Genomic DNA, 25,826 nt, shown 5'->3' on the forward strand with positions numbered 1-25,826 from the left:
CAAGCCGACGACGCGATCGGCTGCCATTGTCTCAAGGGCAGGGCGGGGCTATCTGGCGTCCATGAACGACATGACCCCGATGGCTGCGCCGGTTCGTGCGCGCAAGCCCGACTGGATCCGCGTCAAGGCGCCGACCTCCGCTGGCTTTGCAAAGACCCGCGAGCTGATGCGATCCAAAAGCCTCACGACGGTGTGCGAAGAGGCGGCATGCCCTAACATCGGTGAATGCTGGTCGAAGAAGCATGCGACGGTCATGATCCTCGGCGATACCTGCACGCGGGCGTGCGCGTTCTGCAACGTGAAGACGGGCATGCCGCGCGCGGTCGACCGGATGGAGCCGCAGAACGTTGCCGATGCGGCCGCGCAGATGGGGCTCAACCACATCGTCATCACCTCGGTCGATCGCGACGATCTTCCCGATGGCGGTGCGTCGCAGTTCGTCAAGGTCATCCAGGCGATCCGCGCGTCGAACCCCACGACGACGATCGAGATCCTGACGCCCGACTTCCGCAACAAGGCGCAGGCCGCGATCGAGTCGATCGTCGAGGCGCGCCCGGACGTCTACAACCACAACCTAGAGACGGTGCCGCGGCTCTATCCGACGATACGCCCGGGCGCGCGCTATTATGCGTCGCTGCGGCTGCTGGAGAGCGTGAAGCGTCACGACCCGTCGATCTTCACCAAGTCGGGCGTGATGCTGGGGCTCGGCGAGGAGCGCCTTGAGATCCATCAGGTGATGGACGACATGCGCTGCGCCGACATCGATTTCCTGACGATGGGCCAGTATCTCCAGCCGACGCCGCGTCATGCGAAGGTCGCCGAGTTCGTGCCGCCCAAGGCGTTCGACGCCTATGCCTCGATCGCGCGCGCGAAGGGCTTCCTGCTGGTTGCCTCGTCGCCGCTGACCCGGTCGAGCTATCACGCCGGCGACGATTTCGAGCAGTTGCGTGCCAATCGCGACGCGAAGCTGGGCGTCGTGCGCATCTGATGCCGAAGCATTCGGAAACGCGTCATTTGCCGTATACGCCCGAGCAGATGTTCGACCTGGTGGCCGATGTCGGCCGCTACGCCGAATTCCTGCCCTGGGTCAGCGCAATGCGGGTGCGCTCGAACAGCGAAACCGAGACGCTCGCCGACATGATCGTCGGCTTCAAGGGCCTGCGCGAGACGTTCACGTCGCGCGTCCAGAAGGTCCGGCCGAGCGAACTCACCGTCGATTATGTCGATGGTCCGCTCAAATATCTGCGCAACGAGTGGCATTTCCGGCCCGAGCCGCAGGGCTGCGCGGTCGATTTCACCGTCGACTTCGCGTTCAAGAACCGGATGTTCGAGATGATCGCCGGGCAGGTGTTCGGCGCGGCGCTGCGCAAGATGATCGGCGCGTTCGAGACGCGCGCCGCCGAACTTTACGGCGTTGATGCGTCGGGCAGCAAGAGTTCGAGCGCGCACAGCGCGGCCTGAAGGCGGATTCCGCCACGGCCCAGGTCGCCGAAATCCTTGCGATCGGCATGGACGTCGGACGGGTCCCCGCCCTTTTCCGCGCGGCCGAACACGACCGTCCCGACCGGTTTCTTGAGCGATCCGCCACCGGGGCCGGCGACACCGGTGATCGCGACGGCGATATCTGCGCCGGACTGTTTGAGCGCGGCCTGCGCCATGCTCCAGGCGACCGCGATCGACACCGCGCCGAACGTGTCGAGCACGTCCGAGCTGATCTTCAGCATGCCGAGCTTGGCGTCGTTCGAATAGGTGACGAAGCCGACTTCGAACACGTCCGACGATCCGGGGATCTCGGTGAGCGCCGCGGCGACCAGCCCGCCGGTGCAGCTCTCGGCGACCGCGACGCGGCGCCCGATCGCGCGGTTCTGGTCGATGACCTTGCGCGCGGCTTCGACCAGTTCGGCGGGAAGGATGGTATCCATCAGCGAGTCTCCACCGGGCACAAAGGCAGTGAGGCGACCGAAATAGCACCCCCGCGCGCCTTTTGCGATTTGAGGTAGCGTAGCGTCTCGACGACGATCCCAGCCGTGTTGCGCGGGGGCAGCGGTTCGAGCAGCGTGACGAGCCGGTCGATCGTCGCGCAATCGCGCAGCGCGATCCGGCCGACGATCTGCGGCACGAGCAACGTCGTCAGTAGCGGGCGCGCGAAGTCCGAATCGAGCAGCGCATCGACAGCAGGGTCGCTGAGCTTAACGATCGCTGCGCGCGCCGCCGGCCATGCGCGCTCGGCTTCGGTCTCGTAGCGTCCGATCAGCGCGCTCGATTGGCGCCGGATCAGGCTGGCCGAGGGGAGCTGCGCGGCACAGACGCGGCCCGTCTCGCGGATGATGTCGGGCATCGCGACCAAGGTCAGCGATTCGGCCTCGGGGCCGGTGATGCAGCGTGGTTGCGCCACTGCGGGACTGGCGAGGAGGGCGATCGCGACGAACGCGGCGGTGATCTTCATGCCGGCGCACCGGGGACGCGGACGGTCGCGACCGCCTGCGCGGCGATTCCCTCGCCGCGTCCGGTGAAGCCGAGTCGCTCGGTCGTGGTCGCCTTGACGCTGACTCGGTCGAGCGTGAGCCCGAGCAGGTCGGCGATCCGTGCGGTCATCGCCGCGCGGTGCGGGCCGATCTTGGGCGCCTCGCACATGATCGTGAGGTCGACGAAATCGATCCGGCCGCGCTTCTCGGCGATCAGCTTGGCCGCGTGCTGGAGGAACTGGCCCGAGTCGGCGCCCTTCCACTGCGGATCGCTCGGCGGGAAATGCGTGCCGATATCGCCTGCCGCGATCGTGCCGAGCAGCGCGTCGGTCAGCGCATGGAGCGCGACGTCGGCGTCGCTATGACCCGACAGGCCCTTGTCATGCGGGATCAGGATGCCGCAGAGCCAGAGCTCTTCGCCGGTTTCGAGCCGGTGGACGTCGAAGCCCATCGCAGTGCGGGTCTCGTACGAGCTATTGGCGGCGACTCGCGCTTCGGCGGCCGCGAAATCTTCGGGGTGGGTGACTTTCTCGAGCATCGCCGAGCCCTGCACCAACGCGACGCCGACGCCAAGCCGTCGCACCATCTGCGCGTCGTCGGTCGCCTCTTCGTCCGCGGGCCAGACCGCATGGGCGGCGCGCAAGGCTTCGACGGCAAACGCCTGGGGAGTCTGCACGCGGTTGAGGTCCGAGCGTGGCACGATGTCGCCGAGCAGGACGCTGCCGCGCGCGAGCGTGTCGGTCACCGGGAGGACGGGAATGGCCGCATCCCTGGTCTTCAGGGCGGCGACGAGCGAATCGATGACGGCGGCAGAGAGGAAGGGGCGGGCCGCGTCGTGGACCAGCACGTGAGTCGCCTCGCCGGCCGCTGCGACGCCGTTCGCGACCGACTCGCGGCGTGTGGCACCGCCGACGACGATCGTCGCGTCGCAGTCGAGTGCTTCGATCGCCATCCTCTGCTGTCCGGCAGCCACCACGACGATCGTCTCGGCGATCGCCGGGTGCGCGGCGAACGCGTCATGGGAATAGGCGATCATCGGTCGTCCGCCGATGCGTGCATATTGCTTGGGAACCGCGCCCCCGGCGCGCACGCCGGTTCCGGCGGCGACGATGATCGCGACGATACGCTGTCCGTGTGCCATCCCCGCGACCTAGCGGTTCATCCCGGCACTCGCCAGTCTTGCGGCACACCGCAGGGTGGGGTAGGGGGATGCCTCTTTTTCAGGCACATTCATGCGTAACTTGACCCCCATCCAGATCGGTCCCGTCCGGATCGAAAGCCCCGTCGTGCTCGCGCCGATGACCGGCGTCACCGACATGCCGTTCCGCACGCTGGTGCGGCGTTATGGCTCGGGCCTCAACGTGACCGAAATGGTCGCGAGCCAAGCGGCGATCCGCGAGACGCGCCAGTCGCTGCAGAAGGCGGCGTGGGACCGGCTCGAGGAACCGGTGTCGATGCAGCTCATCGGCTGCACGCCGTACGAGATGGGCGAGGCGGCCAAGCTCAGCCAGGATCGCGGCGCGGCAATCATCGACATCAATATGGGCTGTCCGGTGCGCAAGGTCGTCAATGGCGATGCGGGGTCGGCGCTGATGCGCGACACCAAGCTCGCCAGCGCGATCATTGAGGCGACCGTGAAGGCGGTCGACGTCCCCGTGACTCTGAAAATGCGGATGGGCTGGTGCCACGACAGCCTCAACGCGCCCGATCTCGCGCGGATCGCCGAGGACCTCGGCATCAAGTTGATCACTGTTCATGGCCGCACGCGCAACCAGATGTACAAGGGCAATGCGGACTGGGGCTTTGTCCGCAAGGTCAAGGACGCGGTGAGCGTTCCGGTGATCGTAAACGGCGACATCTGCACGATCGAGGACGCCGAGGCGGCGATGGACCAGTCGGGCGCGGACGGGCTGATGATCGGTCGCGGCGCCTATGGCCGGCCCTGGGTGCTGGGACAGGTGATGGAGTGGTTCGCCACCGGCCGCCGCATCGAGGATCCGTCGATCACCGAGCAATATGATGCGATCGCCGGCCATTACGAGGCGATGCTTGAGCATTACGGGGCCGAGACCGGGGTCAACATGGCGCGCAAGCACATCGGTTGGTACACCAAGGGGCTCCCCGGTTCGGCCGAGTTCCGCAACAAGGTGAACCAGATCCCCGATCCCAAGCAGGTCAAGGCGATGCTGGCCGAGTTCTACGCTCCCTGGCGCGATCTTGCTGCCGCCTGACGCGCGTTCTCGTCTGCGGCCTGGCTTTGCGGAACTGTTCTCCGCTCTGCCGGTCGCGGTCGTCGTCGTCGATCCCGACCACCGCGTTGCGCACGCCAATGCGCTCGCCGAGCAACTGCTGAACCTCTCCGAGCGGCTCATGATCGGCCAGCCGCTCGACGCGATCATCCCGTCGCCCGACGATCCCCGCAACCGCGACGGTCACGGCCTGGCGGTGTACGACACCGAGATGTCGACCGCGCGCGGCGTCAAGATCCGCGTCGACTTCGCCGAGACGCAGATTGCCGATTATCCGGGCTGGCGTGCGATCACGCTTCACGCCGCCGCAACCTCGCGCCGTCTCGGCCATTCCGCGGACCGCGCAGCCGGAGCGAGGGCGGCCGTCGGGGCCGCGGCCATGCTCGCGCACGAAATCAAGAACCCGCTGTCGGGCATCCGCGGTGCGGCGCAGTTGCTCGGCGCGGGCGAACTCACGACGCTGATCGTGACCGAGGTCGACCGGATCGCCGCGCTGATCGACCGGATGCAGGATTTCAGCGATACCCGTCCGCTGCCGCTCGCCAGCGAGAATATCTATCCGCTGCTCGGCCATGCGCGCCGGCTTGCGCTTGCCGGGTTCGCGCGCGGCATTTCGATCGAGGAGCGCTTCGATCCGTCGCTGCCGCCCGCGCAGATCAACCGCGATGCGCTGCTGCAGATCGTCATAAACCTGCTCAAGAACGCGCGCGAAGCCGTTCGAAACGAACGCGAACCGCGCATCGTCCTGACCACCGCCTACCGTCACGGCATCACCGTCAGCGCGGGGCCCGGCAAACCCCGTCTGCCGCTGCCGATCGAGATCTGCATCTTCGACAATGGTCCGGGTGCACCTGCCGACATCGCCGATCACCTGTTCGATCCGTTCGTCTCCGGCCGTCGCGAAGGGCAGGGGCTGGGCCTCGCGCTTGTTGACAAGCTGACCCGCGACATGGGCGGAATCGTCCAATACGCCAGAGAAGGTACGCCCGAAATGACCGTCCTGCGCCTGCTGCTCCCGCGAGCCGCGTCATGAGCACGGTCCTGGTCGTCGACGACGATGCCGCGATCCGCACCGTCGTCGCGCAGGCGTTGCGCCGTGCCGGGCATGACGTCACCTCGGCGGACAGCATTGCGCAGCTCGAACGCGCCCTGGCCGTCTCGCTTCCCGACGTGATCGTCACCGACGTCGTCCTGCCCGATGGCGACGGGATCGATCACGTCCGCAGCGTTGCCGCGCGCTTTCCGCTGCTGCCGATCATCGTCCTGTCTGCGCAGAACACGCTGACCACCGCGGTCCGCGCGGCCGAGGTCGGCGCGTATGAATATCTGCCCAAGCCGTTCGACCTCGACGTGCTGACCCGCGCGGTCGCCGGTGCGCTCGCGCGCGGCGGGATGATTGGCGAGGATGCGCTCGCCGACGAGGATCGGGCCTTGCCGCTGATCGGCCGGTCGGCGGCGATGCAGGACGTGTACCGGATCATCGCGCGCGTCGTTTCGAACGACCTGACCGTGCTGATCTCGGGCGAATCGGGTACCGGCAAGGAACTCGTCGCGCGCGCGATCCATGATCTGGGGCCGCGCAATGCCGCGCCGTTCGTCGCCATCAACATGGCCGCGATCCCGCGCGAACTGATCGAGGCCGACCTGTTCGGGCATGAGCGCGGCGCATTCACCGGCGCCGCGACGCGTAACGCAGGTCGTTTCGAACAGGCGGCGGGCGGCACGTTGTTTCTCGACGAGATCGGCGACATGCCGATGGAGGCGCAGACCCGGCTCCTCCGCGTGCTCCAGTCGGGCGAATTCACCAGCGTGGGTGGTGCGCGGACGATCCGCGTCGACGTCCGCATCGTCGCCGCGACCAATCGCGATCTGAACGCGCAGGTCGCGGCGGGGCAGTTTCGCGAAGACTTGTTCTACCGTCTCAACGTCGTGCCAATCGCGCTGCCGGCGTTGCGTGAGCGGCGCCAGGACATTGCGCTGCTCGCGCGGCATTTCCTCGACCATGCCGCGATCCAGGGGCTGCCACGTCGGCAACTCGGCAGCGACGCGCTCACCGAACTCGGCGCGCATGACTGGCCAGGCAACGTCCGCGAACTCGAGAATCTGATGCGACGGCTGGCGGTGCTCGCGCGCGACGAGGTGATCGGCGCCGACGCGATCCGGGCGATGATCGGGACGCAGGCGATCATCGGCGAACCGGTCGATATCGAGATCGGCCATGCGGTCCGCGCGATGATCGAACGGATCGCGCGCGACAATCCCGCCGCGCTCGACGACGGCACGCTGTACGACCGCGTCATCGGCGAGGTCGAACGCCCGCTGATCGAGGCGATGCTGGCGCGCCACGGCCAGAACCAGCTCCGCGCCGCGCGCGCGATGGGGATCAACCGCAACACGCTGCGCAAGCGACTGGATACGCTGGGCATCGATATCGGCGGCACCGCGCTAGACGGTGATCGCGCGGAAGAACGAGAACGACGCTAATTCTGTCATTATGTGGTTTCCCGGCAACGGTTGACGTTGTATCGGGGCAACGATGATCGCTTCCGCGACGCTACCGATGGATGATGACGGGCCCGCGCACCGGTTCGCGGTGACGCCTGCGGTAGAGGGACTGGTGCTTGCGATCGCCGTGGCGATCGGCGTCGCGAGCTATTTCATCATTACCGGCACCGATGCACCGCAGCGGCTGCTCGCCCCGCCGCTGGTCGCGCTGCTGCTGGTGGCCAATCTCGTTCCCGGCATCGCGCTGCTGATGCTGCTCGGCCGGCGCGTCGCGATGCGGCGCGCGGCGCGGTCGCCGGTCGGCGGCGGTGGGCGGCTCCACGTCAGGCTCGTCGCGCTCTTTTCGATCGTCGCCGCGGTGCCGATGTTGCTGGTGACGATCTTCGCGTCGCTGCTGTTCCAATATGGCGTCCAGTTCTGGTACTCAGACCAGGCACGCGGGATGCTCGAGAACGCCACCGCGCTCGCACAATCCTCCTATGCGCGCCAGCTCAGCCGGTGGGAGGAGGCAACCGTGACGATGGCCGCCGACATGTCGGGCTATCTGCGCGAGAAGTCGCTCGAGAGCCCCGATTTCTCCGGCTATTTCCTCCAGCAGGTCTATTATCGCAGCCTGTCCGAGGCGGCGTTGTTCAAGGTCACGCCGCAGAACGAGATCCAGACCTTTGCGGTGGTCGACCCCTACAAGATCGATTTCGCACGCCAGGTCACCCCCCAGTCGATCGCCCAGCTGCGCGCAGGCAAGTCGGCGGTGGTCGCGGTCACCGGCGACCGGATCCAGACGATCACGTTGCTCCCCGGGTCGGACGAGCTGTTCCTCTATGCCGGCCGCGTTGAGGATACCAAGCTGCTGTCCGGCCAGACGATCCGCGCGAACGAGGTGCTGACGAGCTACCGCTCGCTGCTCGCGCGATCGCGGAGCTTGCAGCTGCGGTTCAATGCCGCGTTGCTGGTGATCTCGTTGCTGATCGTCGGCGTGGCGGTGTGGATCGCGCTCGCGGTGGCCGACCGGCTCGTCCGGCCCGTCGGCGAACTCGTCGATGCCGCACGGCGTGTCGCCGGGGGCGACCTGACCGCGCGCGTTCCCGATCCGCGCAGCCGCGACGAGGTCGGCACGCTCGCCAACGCGTTCAACCAGATGACCGGCCAGCTCGAGGCGCAGAACACCGATCTCGTCACTGCGAACGGCCAGCTCGAGAATCGTCGCGCGCTGATCGAGGCGGTGATGGCGGGCGTTTCGGCGGGCGTCGTGGCGACGGGGCGCGAGCGGCGGATCACGATCGCCAACGAGTCCGCGGTGGCGTTGCTCGGTACCGATGCCGGCGGGCTGGTCGGGCGCAAGCTGGTCGATGTGGCGCCCGAGCTCGATGCGATGCTCGACGGCGGTGACCGCGAGGCGATCGTCGAGGTCGGGCAGGGCGGTGACGTCCGCACGCTGGCAGTGCGTATCGCGCGTCCCGCGACCGGACCGATCCTCACCTTCGACGACATCACGCAGCAATTGCTCGATCAGCGGCGCGCTGCCTGGTCCGACGTAGCCCGGCGGATCGCGCACGAGATCAAGAACCCGCTGACGCCGATCCAGCTCGCCGCCGAGCGCCTGCAACGCCGCTATGGCGCTAAGGCCGAGATGCAGGATGGGACGTTCTCGCGGCTGACCGACACGATCATCCGCCAGGTTGGCGACTTGCGCCGGATGGTCGACGAATTTTCCTCGTTCGCGCGGATGCCCAAGCCCGTCTTCCGCGAGGAATCGCTCGTCGACGCCGCCCGTCAGGCGCTTTTCCTGCACGAGGTGGCGCATCCCGCGATCGGCTTCCATCTCGCCAATGACGATCCCGCGCTGGCGCTGGTCTGCGACCGCCGCCAGATCGGCCAGGCGTTGACGAACATCGTGAAGAACGCGGTCGAAGCTATTGATACGAAGGGCGAACCCGGTGGTTCGGTAACCATGACGCTCAGCCAAGAGCCGGGCCGCAGCGTGACGATCGCGGTGGCGGACACCGGCGTGGGCCTGCCCGCCGATCGCGATCGGATCATGGAGCCCTATGTCACGACGCGGGCGCGCGGCACCGGCCTCGGGCTTGCCATCGTCAAGAAGATCATTGAGGAACATTGCGGCACGATCGGGTTCTCCGATCGGCCGGGTGGCGGCACGATCGTCACGATGATCTTCGATACCAGGGCCTTGGCCGCACTCGACCAAGGCGGACTGGACCAGGGGGGGCTCGACTCACGAGGGGCGCTCGCCGAGGGGGCAGGGGACGGCCAACTCGCCACCATGACTCGCAACCGGACATGATTTGATGGCGCTCGATATTCTCGTCGTGGACGACGAACGTGACATTCGCGAACTGGTCGCCGGCGTCCTTGAGGACGAAGGTTATGCCACGCGCGACGCTGGCGACAGCGATTCCGCGCTTGAGGCGATCGCCGCCCGGCGTCCATCGCTCGTGCTGCTCGACGTCTGGCTGCAGGGCTCGCGGCTCGACGGGCTCGAACTGCTCGACGAGATCAAGCGACGCGATCCCTCGATCCCGGTGCTGGTCATCTCGGGTCACGGCAATCTCGACACCGCGGTCGCCGCGATCCGGCGCGGTGCGTCCGATTTCATCGAAAAGCCGTTCGAGGCCGAGCGACTGCTGCTGATGGTGGCGCGCGCGACCGAGACCGAACGGCTGCGGCGCGAGGTCGCGACCCTGCGGGCGACGGTCGGTCGCGAAACCGACCTGACCGGCAGCTCGGGCGCGATCAACGGCGTCCGCGCGACGCTCAAGCGTGTCGCGGCGACCGGCAGCCGCGTGCTCGTCATGGGCGGTGCCGGGGTCGGCAAGGAGGTCGCCGCGCGGCTGCTCCATGGCTGGAGCCTGCGGACCGACGCGCCGTTCATCGTGGTCAGCGCCGCGCGGATGACGCCCGAGCGAGTCGACGAGGAGCTGTTCGGGGTCGAGGAGGCGGGCGATCTCGTCCGTCCCGGCCTGTTCGAGCAGGCGCATGGCGGCACGCTGTTCCTCGACGAGATCGCCGACATGCCGATCACGACGCAGGCGCGGATCCTGCGCGCGCTGACCGACCAGAGCTTTACGCGCGTCGGGGGCACGCGCGTCGTGAAGGTCGACGTGCGAGTCGTCTCGGCGACCGCGCGCGACCTGGTGTTCGAGATTTCCGAGGGGCGGTTCCGCGAGGATCTCTATTATCGGCTCAACGTCGTCCCAGTGACGATCCCGCCGCTCTCCGACCGCCGCGAGGATATCCCCGCGCTGGTCCAGCATTTCATCGCGCACTACGCGTCCGAACGCCGCGTGCCGACGCCGGAGATCGCGCCCGACGCGATGGTCGCGCTGCAATCCTATGACTGGCCCGGCAATGTCCGCCAGCTCCGCAACGTGGTGGAGCGGACGATCATCCTCGCGCCGGGCGACCGGATCGGCCGGATCGATATCGATCTGTTGCCCGCCGAGGTGCTCGGCGATCAGGGCGATATGGGCGCCGCGGGCGGCACCGCGATCATGGGCTCGCCGTTGCGCGAGGCGCGCGAGACGTTCGAACGCGAATATCTCCGCGTCCAGATCCGCCGTTTCTCGGGCAATATCTCGCGGACGGCGAGCTTCATCGGCATGGAGCGCTCGGCACTGCACCGTAAGCTGAAGCTGCTCGGGATCACCGAAACACGCGACGAATAACACGCCGCAATTTCGCCGCCCTCTGGAACTATGAGGGCGGCGATCATAGATCATACACTGCGCCCGGTAATCGGGTGCATCTCCGACGCTGGGAACAGCGCCTCGCGGGCAAAGTCCCGCCAAAAACAAAGGGTTATCCCATTGGCCGATAAACCAGGCTCGCTGCAGGATCTGTTCCTGAACGCACTCCGGCGCTCGAAGACGCCGGTCACCATGTTCCTCGTCAAGGGCGTCAAGCTCCAGGGCATCGTCACATGGTTCGATAATTTTTCGGTTCTGCTCCGTCGCGACGGCCAGTCGCAGCTGATCTACAAGCATGCGATCTCGACGATCATGCCGGCGGGGCCGATGGACGTGTCGGCGATCGTCGATGCGGTCGGAGAGAACCAGAAAAAGCACCCGTTGTTGCAGGATATTTTCCTGAATGCGGTGCGGAAGTCCGAAGACAGCGTGACGATGTTCCTGATCAACGGAGTCATGCTCCAGGGTCAGATCGCCGGGTTCGACCTGTTCTGCATGCTGCTCCAGCGCGAGGGCATGGCGCAGCTCGTCTACAAGCACGCCGTCTCGACGATCCAGCCGGCGCGGCCGCTGAACCTCGCCGAGGAACCCACCGATACGGATGACGCGGATGATTCGGACGATGACGATTGAGTAGCGGTTTCGAACGCGATCGGGACGAGTTCACCCGTGGCACGCGTGCGATCGTCGTGCTGCCCGACCAGGGCGACGCGTCACGGGACGTCGATGCGCGCCTGGAGGAGACCGCCGGGCTCGCCGCGGCGATCGGCGTCGAGGTCGTCGAGCGGATCGCTTACCGAGTCCGCCAGCCAAAACCGGCGACGCTGATCGGGAGCGGGCAGGTCGAACTGCTTGCGACGCAGGTGCGGATGGAGGAGGCGGGGCTTGTCGTGTTCGACGCGAGCCTCAGCCCGGTCCAGCAGCGCAACCTCGAAAAGGCGCTGGAAACCAAGGTGATCGACCGCACCGGGTTGATCCTCGAAATCTTCGGCGAGCGCGCGGCGACGGCCGAGGGCCGGTTGCAGGTCGAGCTCGCGCATCTCGATTATCAGGCGGGCCGGCTCGTCCGAAGCTGGACGCATCTCGAGCGCCAGCGCGGTGGCTTCGGCTTCCTTGGCGGTCCGGGCGAGACGCAGATCGAGGCAGATCGCCGTTTGATCCGCGACCGGATGGCACGGCTCAAGCGCGAGCTGGAGCAGGTCAGTCGCACGCGTGGTCTTCACCGCGAGCGTCGCCAACGCGCGCCGTGGCCGGTGATCGCGCTGGTCGGCTATACCAACGCCGGAAAGTCCACGCTGTTCAACCGGTTGACCGGCGCCGACGTCATGGCGGAGGATCTGCTGTTCGCCACGCTCGATCCGACGTTGCGACAGATCCAGCTTCCCGGCATCGACAAGGCGATCCTGTCCGACACGGTCGGTTTCGTTTCGGACCTGCCGACGCAGCTTGTGGCGGCGTTCAAGGCGACGCTGGAGGAGGTCGTCTCGGCCGACTTGCTCGTCCATATTCGCGACATCGCGCATCCTGATAGCGAGGCGCAGCGCGCTGACGTCGAGACCGTGCTGGCCGAGATCGGCGTCGACGAGAATACGCCGCGCTTCGAGGTCTGGAACAAGCTCGACCTGCTCGATGCCGACACGCATGAGGGGATCGCGGCCGAGGCCGCACGGCGCGACGATGTCGTGGCGATCTCGGCGTTGAGCGGGGAAGGGGTCGACACGCTGATCCAGCAGGTCGCGGCCAAGCTGACCGGCGCGCATCGGCGCTACAGCATCACGCTCGATGCGACCGATGGCGCGGGGGCGGCATGGCTGCATGCGCATGGCGAGGTGCTTGGCACCCAAGATGACGAGCTGGCGACGACCTATGACGTGCGGCTATCCGAGAGCGACTATGACCGGTTCATCCGCCGCGACGCTTGACCGCCTGCCATAGGGCTTCCTTCTGATCGAGTGTCATGGCGGCGAAGGCGTCGCCGCCATCGGCCTCTATCGCCCGGAAGCGTGTCTCGAACTTGGCATTGCCCGCGCGCAAGGCCGCTTCGGGATCGACGCCGAGATGCCGCGCCCAGTTCGTCACCGCAAACAGCAGGTCGCCGATCTCTTCTGCCACGGTGTCTGAGCCGGCCTCGCGAACCTCTTCGATTTCCTCGACTACCTTCGCGAGTGGGCCGGTGGCATCGGGCCAGTCGAAGCCGACGCGCGCGGCACGCTTCTGCAGCTTTTCCGCGCGCGCCAAGGCGGGCAGGCCGATCGCAACCCCGGCTAGCGCGCTGGGATCCGACTTTTCGGCGCGCTCGCCGGCCTTGATCGTTTCCCAGCCGGGCGAGGTCGCGGCATCGCCGAAGATATGCGGGTGGCGGCGTTCCATCTTGTCGCTGATCGCGGCGACGACGTCGGCCAGGGTGAAGGCGCCGGACTCTTCGGCGATACGGCTGTGAAAGACGACCTGGAGCAGGAGGTCGCCGAGTTCGTCCTTGAGATCGATAGCATCGTCGCGCGCGATCGCGTCGGCGACCTCATAGGCTTCCTCAATCGTGTACGGCGCGATCGTCGACCAGGTCTGGACGCGATCCCATTCGCAACCCGCAACCGGATCACGCAACCGCGCCATGATGGAAGTCAGCCGTTCAATCATAGAAAGCCCTCAAAAAACGACCCGGAGATTCATCACGATATAAGATCGATAATATGTATTATGTAAAATACAGATTGTGTTTGGTGAACGAACCCTTACGGTGAACCGCTATCCTGTCAAACATACGTCGGGCCGGACGCGCCGACCTTGTGCGACCTGAGCCCGGATGCTCGGTACCGATTAGACTGGTTCGAAAGCAATCTGAGGCAATGCCGCGCGGCTGTCATGCCATGGCCATGCGTGGCATGGTCCGGCGATGCACGACGATGCCCTACTTCGCGTTTCCAGCCTTGCAAAATCGGTCCCCGGCGGTCGCGAGCTCTTCCGCGGTCTCGACCTGATCGCAAGGCCCGGCCAGCTCATCGCGATCGTCGGTGAGAGCGGCGTCGGCAAATCGACGCTGCTCAACATACTCGCAGGGCTAGACCGGCCCGATGCCGGCCAGGTCGCGATCGAAGGCGTCGGTCTGGAGACACTGGACGAAGCGGCGTTGACCCGGCTCCGTGCGACGCGTGTCGGGTTCGTCTTCCAGGCGTTCCATGTCCTCCCGTATCTCACCTTGCGCCAGAACATCGCGCTCCCGCTCGCGCTGGTCTCCGCGGACCGACGCTCGATCACTGCGCGTGCGGACGCGATGCTGGAGCGCGTCGGTCTGGGCACACGCGGTGGCGGCTATGCGCGCGATCTGTCCGGCGGCGAGTTGCAACGCGTCGCCATCGCGCGCGCGCTCGTCCACCGCCCGGCGATCATCCTTGCCGACGAGCCGACCGGCAATCTCGATCCGGAGACTGCGGCCAAGATTCTTGCTTTGTTCTCAACTGCGGTCCGGGAGAACGGTGTCGCTGCAATCATCGTCACGCATTCCGAAGCCGCCGCGGCGATCGCCGACATCGTCCTGACGCTGACGGCTACCGGCCTGGAACGCCGAGCATGAGCCTCCTATCGGCGCGACTTGCGCTGGGGTGGCTGATCGGCGGAGAATGGCGCGCGCACCCTGCCCGCCTCGCCTTGACCGCGGTGGCGATCGCGATCGGCGTTGCGCTCGGGTTCGCGGTCCATCTGGTCAACGGCTCGGCGCTGTCGTCGTTCGAGGGTGCGTTGCGGAGTGTGAACGGGCGGGCGGACGTGCAGGTCAACGCCACGACCCCGTTTGGGTTCGACGAGGCGCTGTATGCGCGAGTTGCGACCGCGACGGGCGTCGCGGATGCGAGTCCTGTGGTCGTCCTGCGCGCGACCGCGGGCACGGCGCGCTTCACGCTGCTGGGTCTCGACGTCATCCGTGCAGCGCAGGTGACGCCGTCGCTGATCGGCATCGCCCCCGCCGGCGTCGACCGTCGCACCGATGCCGCGTTCGACGGGCAGGCGCTGTTCCTGTCATCGGCCGCCTTACGCGTCCTTCGCGTTCGGCCGGGCGACGCGCTGACCGTGGCGGCAAACGGCAAGGCGACGCAGCTCCGCGTCGCGGGCGCGCTACCCGGCGTCGCAGAGGGCCAAGCGATCGGCGTCGTCGATATCGCCACCGTGCAGTGGCGGTTCGGCAGGCTGGGCCGGCTCGACCGGATCGACGTCAAGCAGGCCGATGGCACCTCGACCGCGGCGTTGACCGCGATCCTGCCGCGCGATGCGACGATCGGGACCAGCGCCAGCGATGCCACACGCAGCGACGCGCTGTCCCGCGCGTATCGCGTCAATCTCGACATGCTCGCGCTGGTCGCGCTGCTGACGGGCGGCTTCCTGGTGTTCTCCGCACAGTCCTTGTCGGTCGCGCGCAGGCTTCGCGCATTCGCACTGATCCGGACGCTTGGCCTGCCGCGCAACGGCATCATCGCCACGGTAGCGCTCGAAGGCCTCGCGATCGGCCTGATCGGATCGAGCCTGGGACTGCTGCTCGGCTATGCGGTGGCCTATGCCGCGCTTACCAGGTTCGGCGGCGATCTCGGCGCGGGCTATTTCGCCGATGGCAGCGTCCGGCTTGCGTTCGCGCCCGCCGCCGCGGTCGGTTTTTTCCTGCTCGGCGTGTTTGCAGCGGTTGCCGGCAGCGTCCTGCCCGCACGCATCGCCGCGCGCGTCGCGCCCGCCGCGGCGCTCCGCAACGCTGGCGACATGATCGATCCGCGCACGCCCGTTCCGTGGATCCCCGCAGCGGCGCTGATCGCGGTCGGCGGTGTCGCGGCGCAGCTTCCCGCGATCGGCGGACTTCCCATATTCGGGTTTGCGAGCATGGCGCTGATCCTGGCGGGCGGGATCGCCGGGATGCCATGGCTCGCGCGGACGGTATTGGCGCCACTCGCCCGCCGCTCGGGTCGCAGCGTCGCCAGCGATCTTGCGATCCACCATCTTCATGGTGCGCCCGGGCAGGCCGCCACCGCCCTGTGCGGGATCGTCGCGAGCACCGCGCTGATGATCGCGATGGCGGTGATGGTGACCAGCTTCCGCGGCGCCGTAGACGAATGGCTCGGTCAGATCCTGTCGGACGACCTGTATCTGCGCGTTGAGGGCAGCTCAGGCTTCGATCCCGCCGCGCAGGCGGTGCTGCGCGCGACTCCCGGCGTGGCGGGCATCGCGTTCAGCCGGCAGGTTCCGCTGACGCTCTCCGCGGATCGCCCGCCGGTGACGCTGATCGCGCGCCCGGTCGATGCGCGGTTCGTGCTGCTCGACAAGGCCGATCGCCTGCCCGCCGGGACGATCCCGATCTGGCTCTCCGAACCCGCCGCGCGGCTCTATAACTGGAAGGTCGGCGCGACCGTCACGCTGCCGCTGGCGGGGCGCTATGCCGTCGCCGGCATCTGGCGCGACTACGCCCGCCAGCAGGGCGCGATCGTGATGCGCGAGACCGATTATAGCAAGGCGACCGGCGACCGGACCCGAACCGAGGCGGCGATCACGCTGCAGCCCGGTGCGGACCCGGTGCGCGTCGAACAGGCGCTGACGGCGCGTACGCCCCGCGGGCTCGCCCGCTTCGTCTCGATCGCGCGACCAGCCACGCTGCGCCGATACGCGCTCGAGCTGTTCGATCGCAGCTTTGCGGTGACCTATCTGCTGGAAGGCGTTGCGGTCCTGGTCGGGCTCGCAGGCGTCGCCGCGACGATGTCCGCGCAGACGATCGCCCGCACGCGTGAGTTCGGGATGCTGCGGCACATTGGCGTCTCTAAACGCCAGATCGTCGCGATGCTGGCGAGCGAAGGGGCGCTGCTCGGTCTGGTCGGCGGCATTGCCGGGATCGCGCTGGGCGGGATCATGGCGCAGGTGCTGGTCCACGTGATTAACCCGCAATCGTTCAACTGGACGATGGCGACGCGCGTTCCCTGGGGAATCGTGGCCAGCGTCGCGGGGGCGCTGGTGATCGCCGCCGCCGGCACCGCGACGCTGGCCGGCCGCCGCGCGATCGCCGCCGATGCGGTCCGCATGGTCAGGGAGGATTGGTGATGCCCTACCCGTTCACGCGCCGTTTCAAACGCCTGTCCACAGGCCTGCTCGCGGCCGCCGCGGTGACGCTGACGGCCGCGACGCCTGCTGCAACCGACTATCCGACCGTCCGCCCCGGCGCGCGGTTCGTCTTCCCGCGCGAGCATGGCGCGCACCCGGCGTTTCGGACCGAATGGTGGTACGTCACCGGCCGGCTGGAGACGCGCGAGAAGCGCGACCTAGGTTTCCAGATCACGTTTTTCCGGACGACGCCCAAGACGGATCCTGCCAACCCGAGCAAGTTCGCGCCCAAGCAGATCCTGTTCGCGCATGCCGCGCTCTCCGATCCTAGCGTTGGCCACCTCCTCCACGGCGAGCGCGCCGCGCGGGCGGGCTTCGGGCTCGCCCAGGCGCGGATCGGCGACACCGACGTCAGCTTGCGCGACTGGCGTATCCGCCGGCTCGCCGACGGACGCTTCGTCGCCACCGTCAAGACGCCCGAGTTCGCGCTGGCGTTGACGCTGACGCCGCGCCAGCCGCCGCTGCTCGAGGGCAAGGACGGGTATAGCCAGAAGGGCCCCCTGCCCGAACAGGCGAGCTATTATTACTCGGTGCCGCATCTGGCGGTATCGGGCAGCCTGACGCGCAAGGGCACCGCGCAGCCGGTCACCGGCCAAGCGTGGCTGGATCGCGAATGGTCGTCGGATTATCTCGGCGGTGGTGCGGTCGGCTGGGACTGGACCGGGCTCAACCTCGACGACGGCGGCGCGCTGATGGCGTTCCGGATCCGCGGTCCGGGCGGCCGGCAGATCTGGGCGGGTGGATCGTTCCGACGCGCCGACGGCCGGGTCGTCCGGTTCGCGCCCGGCGACGTACGCTTCGCGGCGCTGAAGCGATGGCGATCGCCGAGGACCGGCGCTGTGTACCCGGTCGCGCAACGTCTCAGCATCCGCCTGCCCGAGGGGGTTCGCCGGCTGGACCTCAACCCGCTGTTCGCCGACCAGGAGCTCGATGCAAGGCGCAGTGGAATGCCGGTCTATTGGGAGGGGGCGGTCCGCACGCCCGGTGGCAGCGGGTATCTCGAGCTGACGGGTTATGCGGATCCGCTGAGGATGTGATCGCCGCGCGGCTCGGTCAGGAACAGTGCGAACGCCGCCACCGCAAGGCCGGCTCCCACCGCCATCGTCGCGGTCCAGCCGCCATGGTAGAGGCTGAACGAGGCCAGCATCGACCCTGCCGCGCCGCCCAGGAACACGACGGTCATGTAGATCGCGTTGATTCGCCCGCGGGCGTCGGCGGCGATCGAGTAGATCACGCGCTGGCCGAGCACCTGGTTCAGCTGTGTCGCCGCATCGAGCAGGATCGCTGCGATCGCCAGCACGATCAGCATATGCGCCGCCCCCGCCCAGCCCGCGACGACACAGGCCAGGATCGCGCTGCCCAGGGCAATGCCCGTTCCGATTCGAATATAGCCGCGATCGCCGAGCCGTCCGGCGATCGGTGCCGTCAGCGCACCGCCCGCCCCTGCCAGGGCGAACAGCGCGATGCCGGCCTGCCCGAGACCGAACCGGGTCGCCAGCACCAGCGGCACCGCGGTCCAGAACAGGTTGAAGATCGCGAACATCGTCGTCTGGTACGCGGTGCGCCGACGGATCGCAGGCGTCCGCGCGAGCAGCTTGAAACTGGACGCGAGGATCTGCGCATAGCCAAGACCGGGGCTCGGCCGCCGTTCGGGCAGCATCTTCGCCAGCAACAGCGCGAGCGCGACCATAGCCACCGCCGACACCGCGAAGATCGCACGCCAGCCGGCGATCGACGCAAGTCCGCTCGCCAGCGGCCGCGCGAGCATGATCCCGGTGATCAGTCCCGCCATGATGTTGCCGATCACCTGCCCGCGCTTCGCATCTGGCGCCAGATGCGCGGCGAGCGGCACCATGATCTGCGCGCCGACCGAACAAAATCCGGTGACGAACGAGAAGACGAGGAAGCTCAGGGCACCGGTCGAGAACACCACGCCGATCAGCCCGATCGTCGTGCCCGCGACCATCGTCAGGATCAGCCGGCGGTTCTCGACCAGATCGGCGAGCGACACGATCAGCAACAGGCCCGCGCCGTAACCTAGCTGCGTCAGCGTGACGATCAGCCCCGCGGTGCTGCCGTGAAGCCCCAGCGCCGGGGCGATCTCGCCGATCAGCGCCTGCGCATAATAGAGGTTGGCGACCATCATGCCGCACGCGCCTGCAAAGACGGTCGTGAGCGCGGGTGTCATGGCGGGCATAGTGCGATGGGTGTCGGTCATTGCCGTGGCGCTTAGGGTGATGTGACGACGCTTGCCAGCTTAGCGTCTGGAATCCCGAGCACAGCCTCGCTAGGCAGGCGCCATGGACACCGATATCGCCATCGCCCGCAGCGTCGCGCTGCGCCCCATCGCCACCGTCGCGGACGACCTCGGCATCCCCGACGCGGCGATCGAGCCTTATGGTCGCTACAAGGCGAAGATCGCGCTCGACTGGCTCCAGACGCGCAAGGGCGGTGCGCAAGGCCGGCTGATCCTCGTCACCGCGATCAACCCGACGCCTGCGGGCGAAGGCAAGACCACCACCTCGATCGGTCTCGCCGATGCGTTGCGCCACACCGGCCGCAAGGCGGTACTGGCACTGCGCGAGCCCTCGCTCGGACCCTGTTTCGGGACGAAGGGCGGCGCGACGGGTGGCGGTCGCGCGCAGGTCGCGCCGATGGAGGACATCAACCTCCACTTCACGGGCGATTTCCACGCGATCACGGCGGCGCATAATCTGCTCGCGGCGATGATCGACAACCATATCCACTGGGGCAACGCGCTCCAGATCGACGTCCGCCGCGTAGTATGGCGCCGCGTGCTCGACATGAACGACCGCGCGTTGCGCGATATTGTCCAGTCGATCGGCGGAGTCGCCAACGGTTACCCGCGCGAATCCGGGTTCGACATCACCGTCGCGTCCGAAGTGATGGCGATCCTGTGCCTCGCGAACGACCTGGCCGACATGGAGCGCCGGCTGGGCGATATCGTCGTCGCCTATACGCGCGACCGCCAGCCGGTGACCGCGCGCGACCTGAAGGCGGACGGCGCGATGGCGGTGCTGCTGGCAGAGGCGATCAAGCCCAACCTCGTCCAGTCGCTCGAGGGCACGCCGGCCTTCCTGCACGGCGGCCCGTTCGCCAACATCGCGCATGGCTGCAACTCGGTGATCGCGACGCGCGCGGCGCTGTCGCTCGGCGAGTATGTCGTGACCGAGGCCGGGTTCGGCGCGGATCTGGGCGCGGAGAAGTTCTTCGACATCAAGTGCCGGCAGGCGGGGCTCGCGCCCGACGCGGTCGTGATCGTCGCCACCGCGCGCGCGCTGAAAATGAACGGCGGTGTCGCCAAGGCCGATTTGGCGCAGGAAAATGTCGAGGCGGTGCGCAGGGGCGCGGTCAACCTCGTCCGCCATATCGAGAATATCCGCCAGTTCGGCGTCCCCGCGATCGTTGCGATCAACCATTTCTACACCGACAGCGACGCGGAGATCGCCGCGATCGTCGAGGCCGCGGCACAGCATGGTTCGCGTGCGATCCTGTGCCGGCATTGGGCCGAGGGTGGCGCGGGCGCGGTCGAACTGGCGGATGCGGTCGCGGAGATCTGCGAGACGCATGGCGGCGGGTTCGCGCCGATCTATGGCGACGAGCTATCGCTGTTCGACAAGATCGATACGGTCGCGCGGCGGATCTATCGTGCAGAGCATGCAGTTGCCGATCCGAGCGTGCTCGCCCAGCTCAAGCGGTGGGAGGAGGCGGGCTATGGCCACCTGCCCGTGTGTCTTGCGAAGACGCAGTACAGCTTCTCGACCGACCCGGCGCTGCTCGGCGCGCCGACGGGACACATCGTGCCGGTCCGCGAGGTGCGGCTTTCTGCTGGCGCCGGCTTCGTGGTGGCGATCTGCGGCGAGATCATGACCATGCCAGGCCTGCCGCGCGTCCCCGCGGCAGAAGCGATCCACCTGAATGATGAGGGGCTGATCGAAGGGCTGTTTTAAGACCCCGGATGCCTCTTGCTCCGTCATCCTGACGAAAGTCAGGATCCAGAGCCACGAGCGGCGCGGACTGTTACTCTGGATCCTGACTTTTGTCAGGATGACGAAGGGGGGGAGGTCAGTCCTGCGTGACGATTAGGCCATCCTCGCGGACGGTTACCGACAATCGGACATAATCGACGACGGTCGGATGCGCCATCTCGACCCCGTGCGAATGCGTCGCGGTGATCACGAGCACATCGGCCCCCGCGGCCTCCCCCGCGGTGATCCCGGCTGCGGCGTCTTCGAACACCAGGCAATCGCCCGCCGCGACACCGAGTCTTTCGGCGGCGACCAGGAAGCAGTCCGGCGCAGGCTTGCCGTTCGGAATGTCGTCGGCGGCGATCATCGTCGCGGGGACCGGCAGCCCTGCAGCCTTCAGGCGCACTTCGGCGAGCGCGCGCGGCGCCGAGGTCACGATCGTCCAGCGCTCAGGCGGCAGGCTGGCGAGGAACGCCGCGGCGCCCGCGATCGGCGCGATGTCGTCCACATCCTCCATCTCCGCCGCGGTGATCGCTGCGGCTTCGGCGACCGGATCGACACCGGGAAGGCCAAGCCGCCTTACCGTCTCGACCGATTGCACCCCGTGGATCGTCGGCACGAACGTCGCGGCGTCGAGGCCGTGCGCGATTGCCCATTTGGTCCAGGTGCGCTCGGCCGACGCGATCGAGGTTAGAATCGTCCCGTCCATGTCGAACAGGAACGCGGCGTAAGTGCGGGTGGGGAAGGTCATCGGGTGCTCGTGATCGAGGTTGGCGGGTGAGGCAAGGCCGTTTGGTCCGCACTTTTGCACCACCCCGGCGGAGGCCGGCGCCCGGTTGGCATGTCCGAAGTGACAACGGGCAGCCCGTCATCAGCATTGCCGCCCAGTTGGGCCTCGGCCTTCGCCGGGGCGGCGGCGGCGGGAAGCGTTACACAATGAAAAGGCCGCCCCGGTCTCCCGAAGCGGCCAATATTCCTGCATCAAGCCAAAGCTTAGATGTCGTCGCCGAGTGCGCCCTTGACGCTGCCCTTGACGTTCTGCGCAGTGCCCTTGGCCTGCTGCGCTTCGCCTTCGGCTACCAGACGATCGTTATCGGTTGCCTTGCCTACGGCTTCCTTGACGTTGCCTGCAACCTTGTTGCCTGCCGCTGCGACCTTGTCGGTGAACTCGCCCATCAGAGCCTCCACTTGTTGTGCTAGCCCGCCAACCGGGCCGCTTGAACTTGCTAAGGTATAACGGCCGTCTTTCCCGTGGGTTCCGTGACGTTTGCGTCATGACCCGGTTTGCTAGGGCGCGATCAGATGAGCCCGGCCAGCGGGCTCGACGGATCGGCATAGCGCCGCTGCCCCATTCGACCGGCCCGATAGGCGAGCCGCCCCGATTCGACAGCGGCCTTCATCGCCGCCGCCATCATCAAGGGATCCTTCGCCTCGGCGATCGCGGTATTCATCAGCACGCCGTCGCAGCCGAGCTCCATCGCGACCGCAGCATCTGATGCGGTGCCGACGCCCGCATCGACCAGCACGGGCACCCCTGCCCCCTCGACGATCAGCCGGATCGTCACGCGGTTCTGGATGCCCAGCCCCGAGCCGATCGGCGCGCCCAGCGGCATGATCGCGACTGCGCCCGCATTCTCTAGACGCTTGGTCGCGATCGGATCGTCGACACAATAGACCATCGGCTTGAAACCCTCGTTCGCCAGCATCTCGGTCGCGCGCAGCGTCTCGACCATGTCGGGATAGAGCGTCTTTGCCTCGCCGAGCACTTCGAGCTTCACCAGCTCCCAACCACCCGCCTCGCGCGCCAGCCGCAGCGTGCGAATCGCCGATTCGGCATCGAAGCAGCCCGCGGTATTGGGCAGGTAAGTGACCTTTCTGGGGTCGATGAAGTCGGTCAGCATCGGCGCGTTGCGATCCGATACGTTGACCCGGCGCACGGCGACCGTGACGATCTCCGCGCCCGACGCCGCGACGGCGGCGGCGTTCTGCGCGAAATCCTTGTACTTGCCGGTACCGACGATCAGCCGCGAATTGAACGTCTGCCCCGCGACGGTCCAGCTATCCGCATGGTCACCGCCGCCCACGAAATGCACGATCTCCAGGTCGTCGCCGTCCTCGACCATCACGTCCGCCAGCGTCGAGCGCGGTACCACTTCCATGTTGCGCTCGACCGCGATCTTCTCGGGAACGAGGCCGAGTTCGGTTGCGAGTCCAGCCAGCGAGAGCCCGGCCGTGACGCGCTTGTGCTCGCCGTTGACGGTGATCGAAACGGTGCCATCGGAATGGGGCATAGATATGTGATCCACTATACAGCGAAGGCGCCGCTCGACTTGTCGCGAGACGGGCCTGTAAGGAATGGCGTGACGCGCATATAGAGACCGCTCCGCAGCGCCCGCAACCGAAAGGCCGACCTTGCCCGATACGATCTTCGTCCTGAACGGCCCCAACCTCAATTTGCTGGGGACGCGCGAGCCGGAAATCTATGGCGACGAGACGCTCGACGATATCGCCGGGATGCTCGAGGACCGCGCGCGCGAACTCGACCTGACGATCGACATGCGCCAGTCGAATCACGAGGGCCACCTCGTCGACTGGATCCAGGAGGCGCAGGCGCGCGGCGCGAAAGCGGTGATTCTCAACGCCGGCGCGTTCACGCACACCTCGGTCGCGGTCCATGACGCGATCAAGGGCGTGAAGACGCCGGTAATCGAAGTGCATCTTTCCAATCCCCACACACGTGAATCGTTCAGGCATGTAAGCCTGGTCGGGCAGGCGTCGAAGGGTACGATCGCGGGTTTCGGCGCGCTTTCGTATCTGCTTGCGCTTGAAGCCGTCGCACGGTTCTGACAGGAGGCCCCGCCATGACCGATACACCAGAAACCACAGGCGCAATGCAGGTCGACGTGACCCTGGTGCGCCAGCTCGCCGAACTGCTCGACACCACGCAGCTGACCGAGATCGAAGTCGAGGACGGCTCGCGCCGGATCCGCGTCGCGCGCAAGGCCGCGCAGGCGGCGCCCGTCGCGCATTACGCGCCCGCCCCCGCGGCGGCCCCCGTCTCCGCCCCGCTCGCGATCCCGCAGGCCGAGGTCGGCGCGTCGGCCCCAGCGACCAGCGCGAACGCGGTCAAGTCACCGATGGTCGGCACCGTCTATCTCGCCGCCAACCCCGAGGCCAAGCCGTTCTCGACCATCGGCCAGAAGGTCAATGCGGGCGACACGCTGCTGATCATCGAGGCGATGAAGGTGATGAACACGATCGTCGCGCCTTCGGCCGGCACCGTCACCGCGATCCTCGTCGAGAACGGCCAGCCGGTCGAGTTCGATCAGCCGCTGGTCGTGGTGGAATAATGCCGCAAATCAAGAAGCTGCTCATTGCGAACCGCGGCGAGATCGCGCTGCGGATCCACCGTGCCTGCCATGAGATGGGCATCAAGACGGTGGCGGTCCATTCGACCGCCGACGCCGATGCGATGCACGTCCGGCTCGCGGACGAAGCGATCTGCATCGGACCGCCATCGGCCACCGACAGCTATCTGAACATCCCCAACATCATCTCGGCCGCTGAAATCTCGGGCGCGGATGCGATCCATCCCGGCTACGGCTTCCTCAGCGAGAACGCACAGTTCGCCGAGATCGTCGAACTTCACAACATCCTGTTCGTCGGGCCGAAGCCCGAGCATATCCGCACCATGGGCGACAAGGTCCAGGCCAAGCGCACCGCGGGCGCGCTGGGGCTTCCGCTCGTCCCCGGCTCGGACGGCGCGATCAGCGACATCGCGGAAGCCAAGGCGATCGCCGAATCGATCGGCTATCCGGTGATCATCAAGGCGGCATCCGGCGGTGGTGGTCGCGGCATGAAGGTCGTCGCCGACGCCGAAGACCTCGAGACGCAGATGCAGCAGGCCGGCAGCGAGGCGAAGGCCGCGTTCGGCGATGCCACCGTCTACATGGAAAAATACCTCGGCAATCCGCGGCATATCGAATTCCAGATCTTCGGCGACGGCAACGGCAACGCGATCCATCTGGGCGAGCGCGACTGCTCGCTCCAGCGCCGCCACCAGAAGGTGCTCGAGGAAGCCCCCTCGCCGATCATCACCGCCGAGGAGCGCGAGCGGATGGGCGGGATCGTCGCCAAGGCGATGGCCGACATGGGCTATCGCGGCGCGGGGACGATCGAGTTCCTGTGGGAAGCGGGCGAATTTTACTTCATCGAGATGAACACCCGGCTTCAGGTCGAGCATCCGGTGACCGAGATGATCACCGGCCTCGATCTCGTGCGCGAACAGATCCGCGTCGCCGAGGGGCATCCGCTGACGCTGCGCCAGGAAGACGTGCAGTTCCGCGGCCATGCGATCGAATGCCGCATCAACGCCGAGGACCCGCGCACCTTCGCGCCGTCGCCGGGGCTGGTGAAGGTGTATCACGCACCCGGCGGGATGCATGTCCGCGTCGATAGCGGGCTGTATGCCGGCTACCGCGTGCCGCCCTACTACGACTCGATGATCGCCAAGCTGATCGTCTACGGCACGACCCGCCAGGGCGCGCTGCGGCGGTTGCGGCGCGCCCTCGAGGAGATGGTGATCGAGGGCGTCACGACGACGATCCCCTTGCACCGCGCGCTGCTCGACGATCCCGAGTTCCAGGAAGGCGCGTACACGATCAAGTGGCTGGAAGAGTGGCTCGCCAAGCAGGGAGCGTGACGGCCCAGCCGCCCTGCACCCACCTACCCGTCATTCCAGCGAAAGCTGGGATATCCCGCTTGGTTTGCGGTGCGACCCGAACGGTGAGA

24 protein-coding genes are annotated in these 25,826 nt (G+C 67.1%); 16 read left to right on the forward strand and 8 right to left on the reverse strand.

All coding sequences use genetic code 11. The features are described from left to right. Window positions 1-61: 61 nt before the first annotated feature. Window positions 62-988 (forward strand): lipoyl synthase, encoded by a 927-nt coding sequence (gene lipA / locus C8J26_RS16385; protein WP_056415016.1) that lies wholly within the window; start codon window positions 62-64, stop codon window positions 986-988. Further along, window positions 988-1,461, forward strand: a complete 474-nt coding sequence (locus tag C8J26_RS16390) for a type II toxin-antitoxin system RatA family toxin (protein WP_056415018.1) — start codon at window positions 988-990, stop codon at window positions 1,459-1,461. Before lipA ends, C8J26_RS16390 begins: the two co-directional genes overlap by 1 nt. On the opposite strand, the gene C8J26_RS16395 is transcribed toward C8J26_RS16390, so the two are convergent. Genes C8J26_RS16395 through C8J26_RS16405 form a run of 3 tightly spaced genes read right to left on the reverse strand, consistent with a single transcriptional unit; the run spans window position 1,407 to window position 3,606 of the window. Beyond that, complete coding sequence (locus C8J26_RS16395) at window positions 1,407-1,922, reverse strand: CinA family protein (protein WP_107959294.1); 516 nt, start codon at window positions 1,920-1,922, stop codon at window positions 1,407-1,409. The genes C8J26_RS16390 and C8J26_RS16395 overlap by 55 nt on opposite strands. Next, entirely contained in the window at window positions 1,922-2,446 is a 525-nt protein-coding gene (locus tag C8J26_RS16400) for a hypothetical protein (protein WP_056415024.1), read from the reverse strand. The genes C8J26_RS16395 and C8J26_RS16400 overlap by 1 nt, the downstream gene beginning before the upstream one ends. Then, window positions 2,443-3,606, reverse strand: a complete 1,164-nt coding sequence (locus C8J26_RS16405; protein WP_107959295.1) for a bifunctional 2-C-methyl-D-erythritol 4-phosphate cytidylyltransferase/2-C-methyl-D-erythritol 2,4-cyclodiphosphate synthase — start codon at window positions 3,604-3,606, stop codon at window positions 2,443-2,445. The genes C8J26_RS16400 and C8J26_RS16405 overlap by 4 nt, the downstream gene beginning before the upstream one ends. 91 nt (window positions 3,607-3,697) lie before the next feature. On the opposite strand from C8J26_RS16405, the gene dusB reads away from it, so the two are divergent. From dusB to hflX, 7 genes are read left to right on the forward strand one after another with little or no spacing between them, the layout of a single operon-like run. After that, window positions 3,698-4,696 carry a tRNA dihydrouridine synthase DusB gene (dusB, locus tag C8J26_RS16410; protein ID WP_107959296.1) on the forward strand — a complete coding sequence of 333 codons (999 nt, stop codon included), beginning with the start codon at window positions 3,698-3,700 and terminating at the stop codon, window positions 4,694-4,696. After that, window positions 4,683-5,747 carry a two-component system sensor histidine kinase NtrB gene (locus tag C8J26_RS16415; RefSeq protein ID WP_234422647.1) on the forward strand — a complete coding sequence of 355 codons (1,065 nt, stop codon included), beginning with the start codon at window positions 4,683-4,685 and terminating at the stop codon, window positions 5,745-5,747. Before dusB ends, C8J26_RS16415 begins: the two co-directional genes overlap by 14 nt. Further along, on the forward strand, window positions 5,744-7,198 hold the full coding sequence (gene ntrC, locus C8J26_RS16420; protein ID WP_107959298.1) for a nitrogen regulation protein NR(I): 1,455 nt from the start codon (window positions 5,744-5,746) through the stop codon (window positions 7,196-7,198). The genes C8J26_RS16415 and ntrC overlap by 4 nt, the downstream gene beginning before the upstream one ends. A gap of 52 nt (window positions 7,199-7,250) precedes the next feature. Beyond that, window positions 7,251-9,521 (forward strand): sensor histidine kinase, encoded by a 2,271-nt coding sequence (locus C8J26_RS16425; protein ID WP_107959299.1) that lies wholly within the window; start codon window positions 7,251-7,253, stop codon window positions 9,519-9,521. Window positions 9,522-9,525: 4 nt separating this feature from the next. Further along, on the forward strand, window positions 9,526-10,902 hold the full coding sequence (gene ntrX, locus C8J26_RS16430) for a nitrogen assimilation response regulator NtrX (RefSeq protein ID WP_056415042.1): 1,377 nt from the start codon (window positions 9,526-9,528) through the stop codon (window positions 10,900-10,902). 30 nt (window positions 10,903-10,932) lie between these two features. Continuing rightward, window positions 10,933-11,556, forward strand: a complete 624-nt coding sequence (hfq, locus tag C8J26_RS16435; RefSeq protein WP_279628951.1) for an RNA chaperone Hfq — start codon at window positions 10,933-10,935, stop codon at window positions 11,554-11,556. Next, on the forward strand, window positions 11,553-12,845 hold the full coding sequence (gene hflX / locus C8J26_RS16440) for a GTPase HflX (RefSeq protein WP_107959300.1): 1,293 nt from the start codon (window positions 11,553-11,555) through the stop codon (window positions 12,843-12,845). Before hfq ends, hflX begins: the two co-directional genes overlap by 4 nt. Here hflX and mazG read toward each other — a convergent pair. Beyond that, window positions 12,826-13,560 (reverse strand): nucleoside triphosphate pyrophosphohydrolase, encoded by a 735-nt coding sequence (gene mazG / locus C8J26_RS16445; protein WP_107959301.1) that lies wholly within the window; start codon window positions 13,558-13,560, stop codon window positions 12,826-12,828. The two genes, hflX and mazG, sit on opposite strands and share 20 nt — an antisense overlap. Before the next feature lie 256 nt (window positions 13,561-13,816). Between mazG and C8J26_RS16450 the strand changes: the two genes are divergently transcribed. From C8J26_RS16450 to C8J26_RS16460, 3 genes are read left to right on the forward strand one after another with little or no spacing between them, the layout of a single operon-like run. Continuing rightward, window positions 13,817-14,494 (forward strand): ABC transporter ATP-binding protein, encoded by a 678-nt coding sequence (locus tag C8J26_RS16450; protein WP_107959302.1) that lies wholly within the window; start codon window positions 13,817-13,819, stop codon window positions 14,492-14,494. Beyond that, the gene (locus C8J26_RS16455) at window positions 14,491-16,986 is read left to right on the forward strand and encodes an FtsX-like permease family protein (RefSeq protein ID WP_107959303.1); all 2,496 of its coding nucleotides are present in this window, start codon (window positions 14,491-14,493) and stop codon (window positions 16,984-16,986) included. The genes C8J26_RS16450 and C8J26_RS16455 overlap by 4 nt, the downstream gene beginning before the upstream one ends. Then, window positions 16,986-18,083 (forward strand): lipocalin-like domain-containing protein, encoded by a 1,098-nt coding sequence (locus C8J26_RS16460; protein ID WP_107959410.1) that lies wholly within the window; start codon window positions 16,986-16,988, stop codon window positions 18,081-18,083. The genes C8J26_RS16455 and C8J26_RS16460 overlap by 1 nt, the downstream gene beginning before the upstream one ends. Here the strand turns inward: C8J26_RS16460 and C8J26_RS16465 are convergent. After that, window positions 18,059-19,264 carry an MFS transporter gene (locus C8J26_RS16465; protein WP_244185358.1) on the reverse strand — a complete coding sequence of 402 codons (1,206 nt, stop codon included), beginning with the start codon at window positions 19,262-19,264 and terminating at the stop codon, window positions 18,059-18,061. The two genes, C8J26_RS16460 and C8J26_RS16465, sit on opposite strands and share 25 nt — an antisense overlap. A gap of 82 nt (window positions 19,265-19,346) precedes the next feature. On the opposite strand from C8J26_RS16465, the gene C8J26_RS16470 reads away from it, so the two are divergent. Next, a complete protein-coding gene (locus C8J26_RS16470; protein ID WP_107959305.1) occupies window positions 19,347-21,017 on the forward strand; it encodes a formate--tetrahydrofolate ligase in 1,671 nt (556 codons plus the stop codon). 115 nt (window positions 21,018-21,132) lie between these two features. Here the strand turns inward: C8J26_RS16470 and C8J26_RS16475 are convergent, their stop codons facing one another. The 3 genes from C8J26_RS16475 to thiS all read right to left on the reverse strand — a co-directional run bounded on the left by C8J26_RS16475 (window position 21,133) and on the right by thiS (window position 23,326). Then, on the reverse strand, window positions 21,133-21,786 hold the full coding sequence (locus C8J26_RS16475; RefSeq protein WP_107959306.1) for an HAD-IA family hydrolase: 654 nt from the start codon (window positions 21,784-21,786) through the stop codon (window positions 21,133-21,135). 242 nt (window positions 21,787-22,028) lie between these two features. Next, window positions 22,029-22,211, reverse strand: a complete 183-nt coding sequence (locus C8J26_RS16480) for a CsbD family protein (RefSeq protein WP_055875955.1) — start codon at window positions 22,209-22,211, stop codon at window positions 22,029-22,031. 122 nt (window positions 22,212-22,333) lie between these two features. Beyond that, entirely contained in the window at window positions 22,334-23,326 is a 993-nt protein-coding gene (thiS, locus tag C8J26_RS16485) for a sulfur carrier protein ThiS (protein ID WP_107959307.1), read from the reverse strand. A gap of 121 nt (window positions 23,327-23,447) precedes the next feature. Here thiS and aroQ point away from each other — a divergent pair, with 121 nt between their 5' ends. Genes aroQ through accC form a run of 3 tightly spaced genes read left to right on the forward strand, consistent with a single transcriptional unit; the run spans window position 23,448 to window position 25,737 of the window. Continuing rightward, a complete protein-coding gene (gene aroQ, locus C8J26_RS16490; protein ID WP_055875951.1) occupies window positions 23,448-23,882 on the forward strand; it encodes a type II 3-dehydroquinate dehydratase in 435 nt (144 codons plus the stop codon). A 14-nt stretch (window positions 23,883-23,896) separates the two neighbouring features. Further along, window positions 23,897-24,385: an acetyl-CoA carboxylase biotin carboxyl carrier protein gene (accB, locus tag C8J26_RS16495; protein WP_107959308.1), complete on the forward strand. Its 489-nt coding sequence runs from the start codon at window positions 23,897-23,899 to the stop codon at window positions 24,383-24,385. Then, window positions 24,385-25,737 carry an acetyl-CoA carboxylase biotin carboxylase subunit gene (accC, locus tag C8J26_RS16500; protein WP_056415079.1) on the forward strand — a complete coding sequence of 451 codons (1,353 nt, stop codon included), beginning with the start codon at window positions 24,385-24,387 and terminating at the stop codon, window positions 25,735-25,737. The genes accB and accC overlap by 1 nt, the downstream gene beginning before the upstream one ends. Window positions 25,738-25,826 lie beyond the last annotated feature (89 nt).

It is taken from the genome of Sphingomonas aurantiaca (assembly GCF_003050705.1).
GTDB classification, from domain to species: domain Bacteria; phylum Pseudomonadota; class Alphaproteobacteria; order Sphingomonadales; family Sphingomonadaceae; genus Sphingomonas; species Sphingomonas aurantiaca.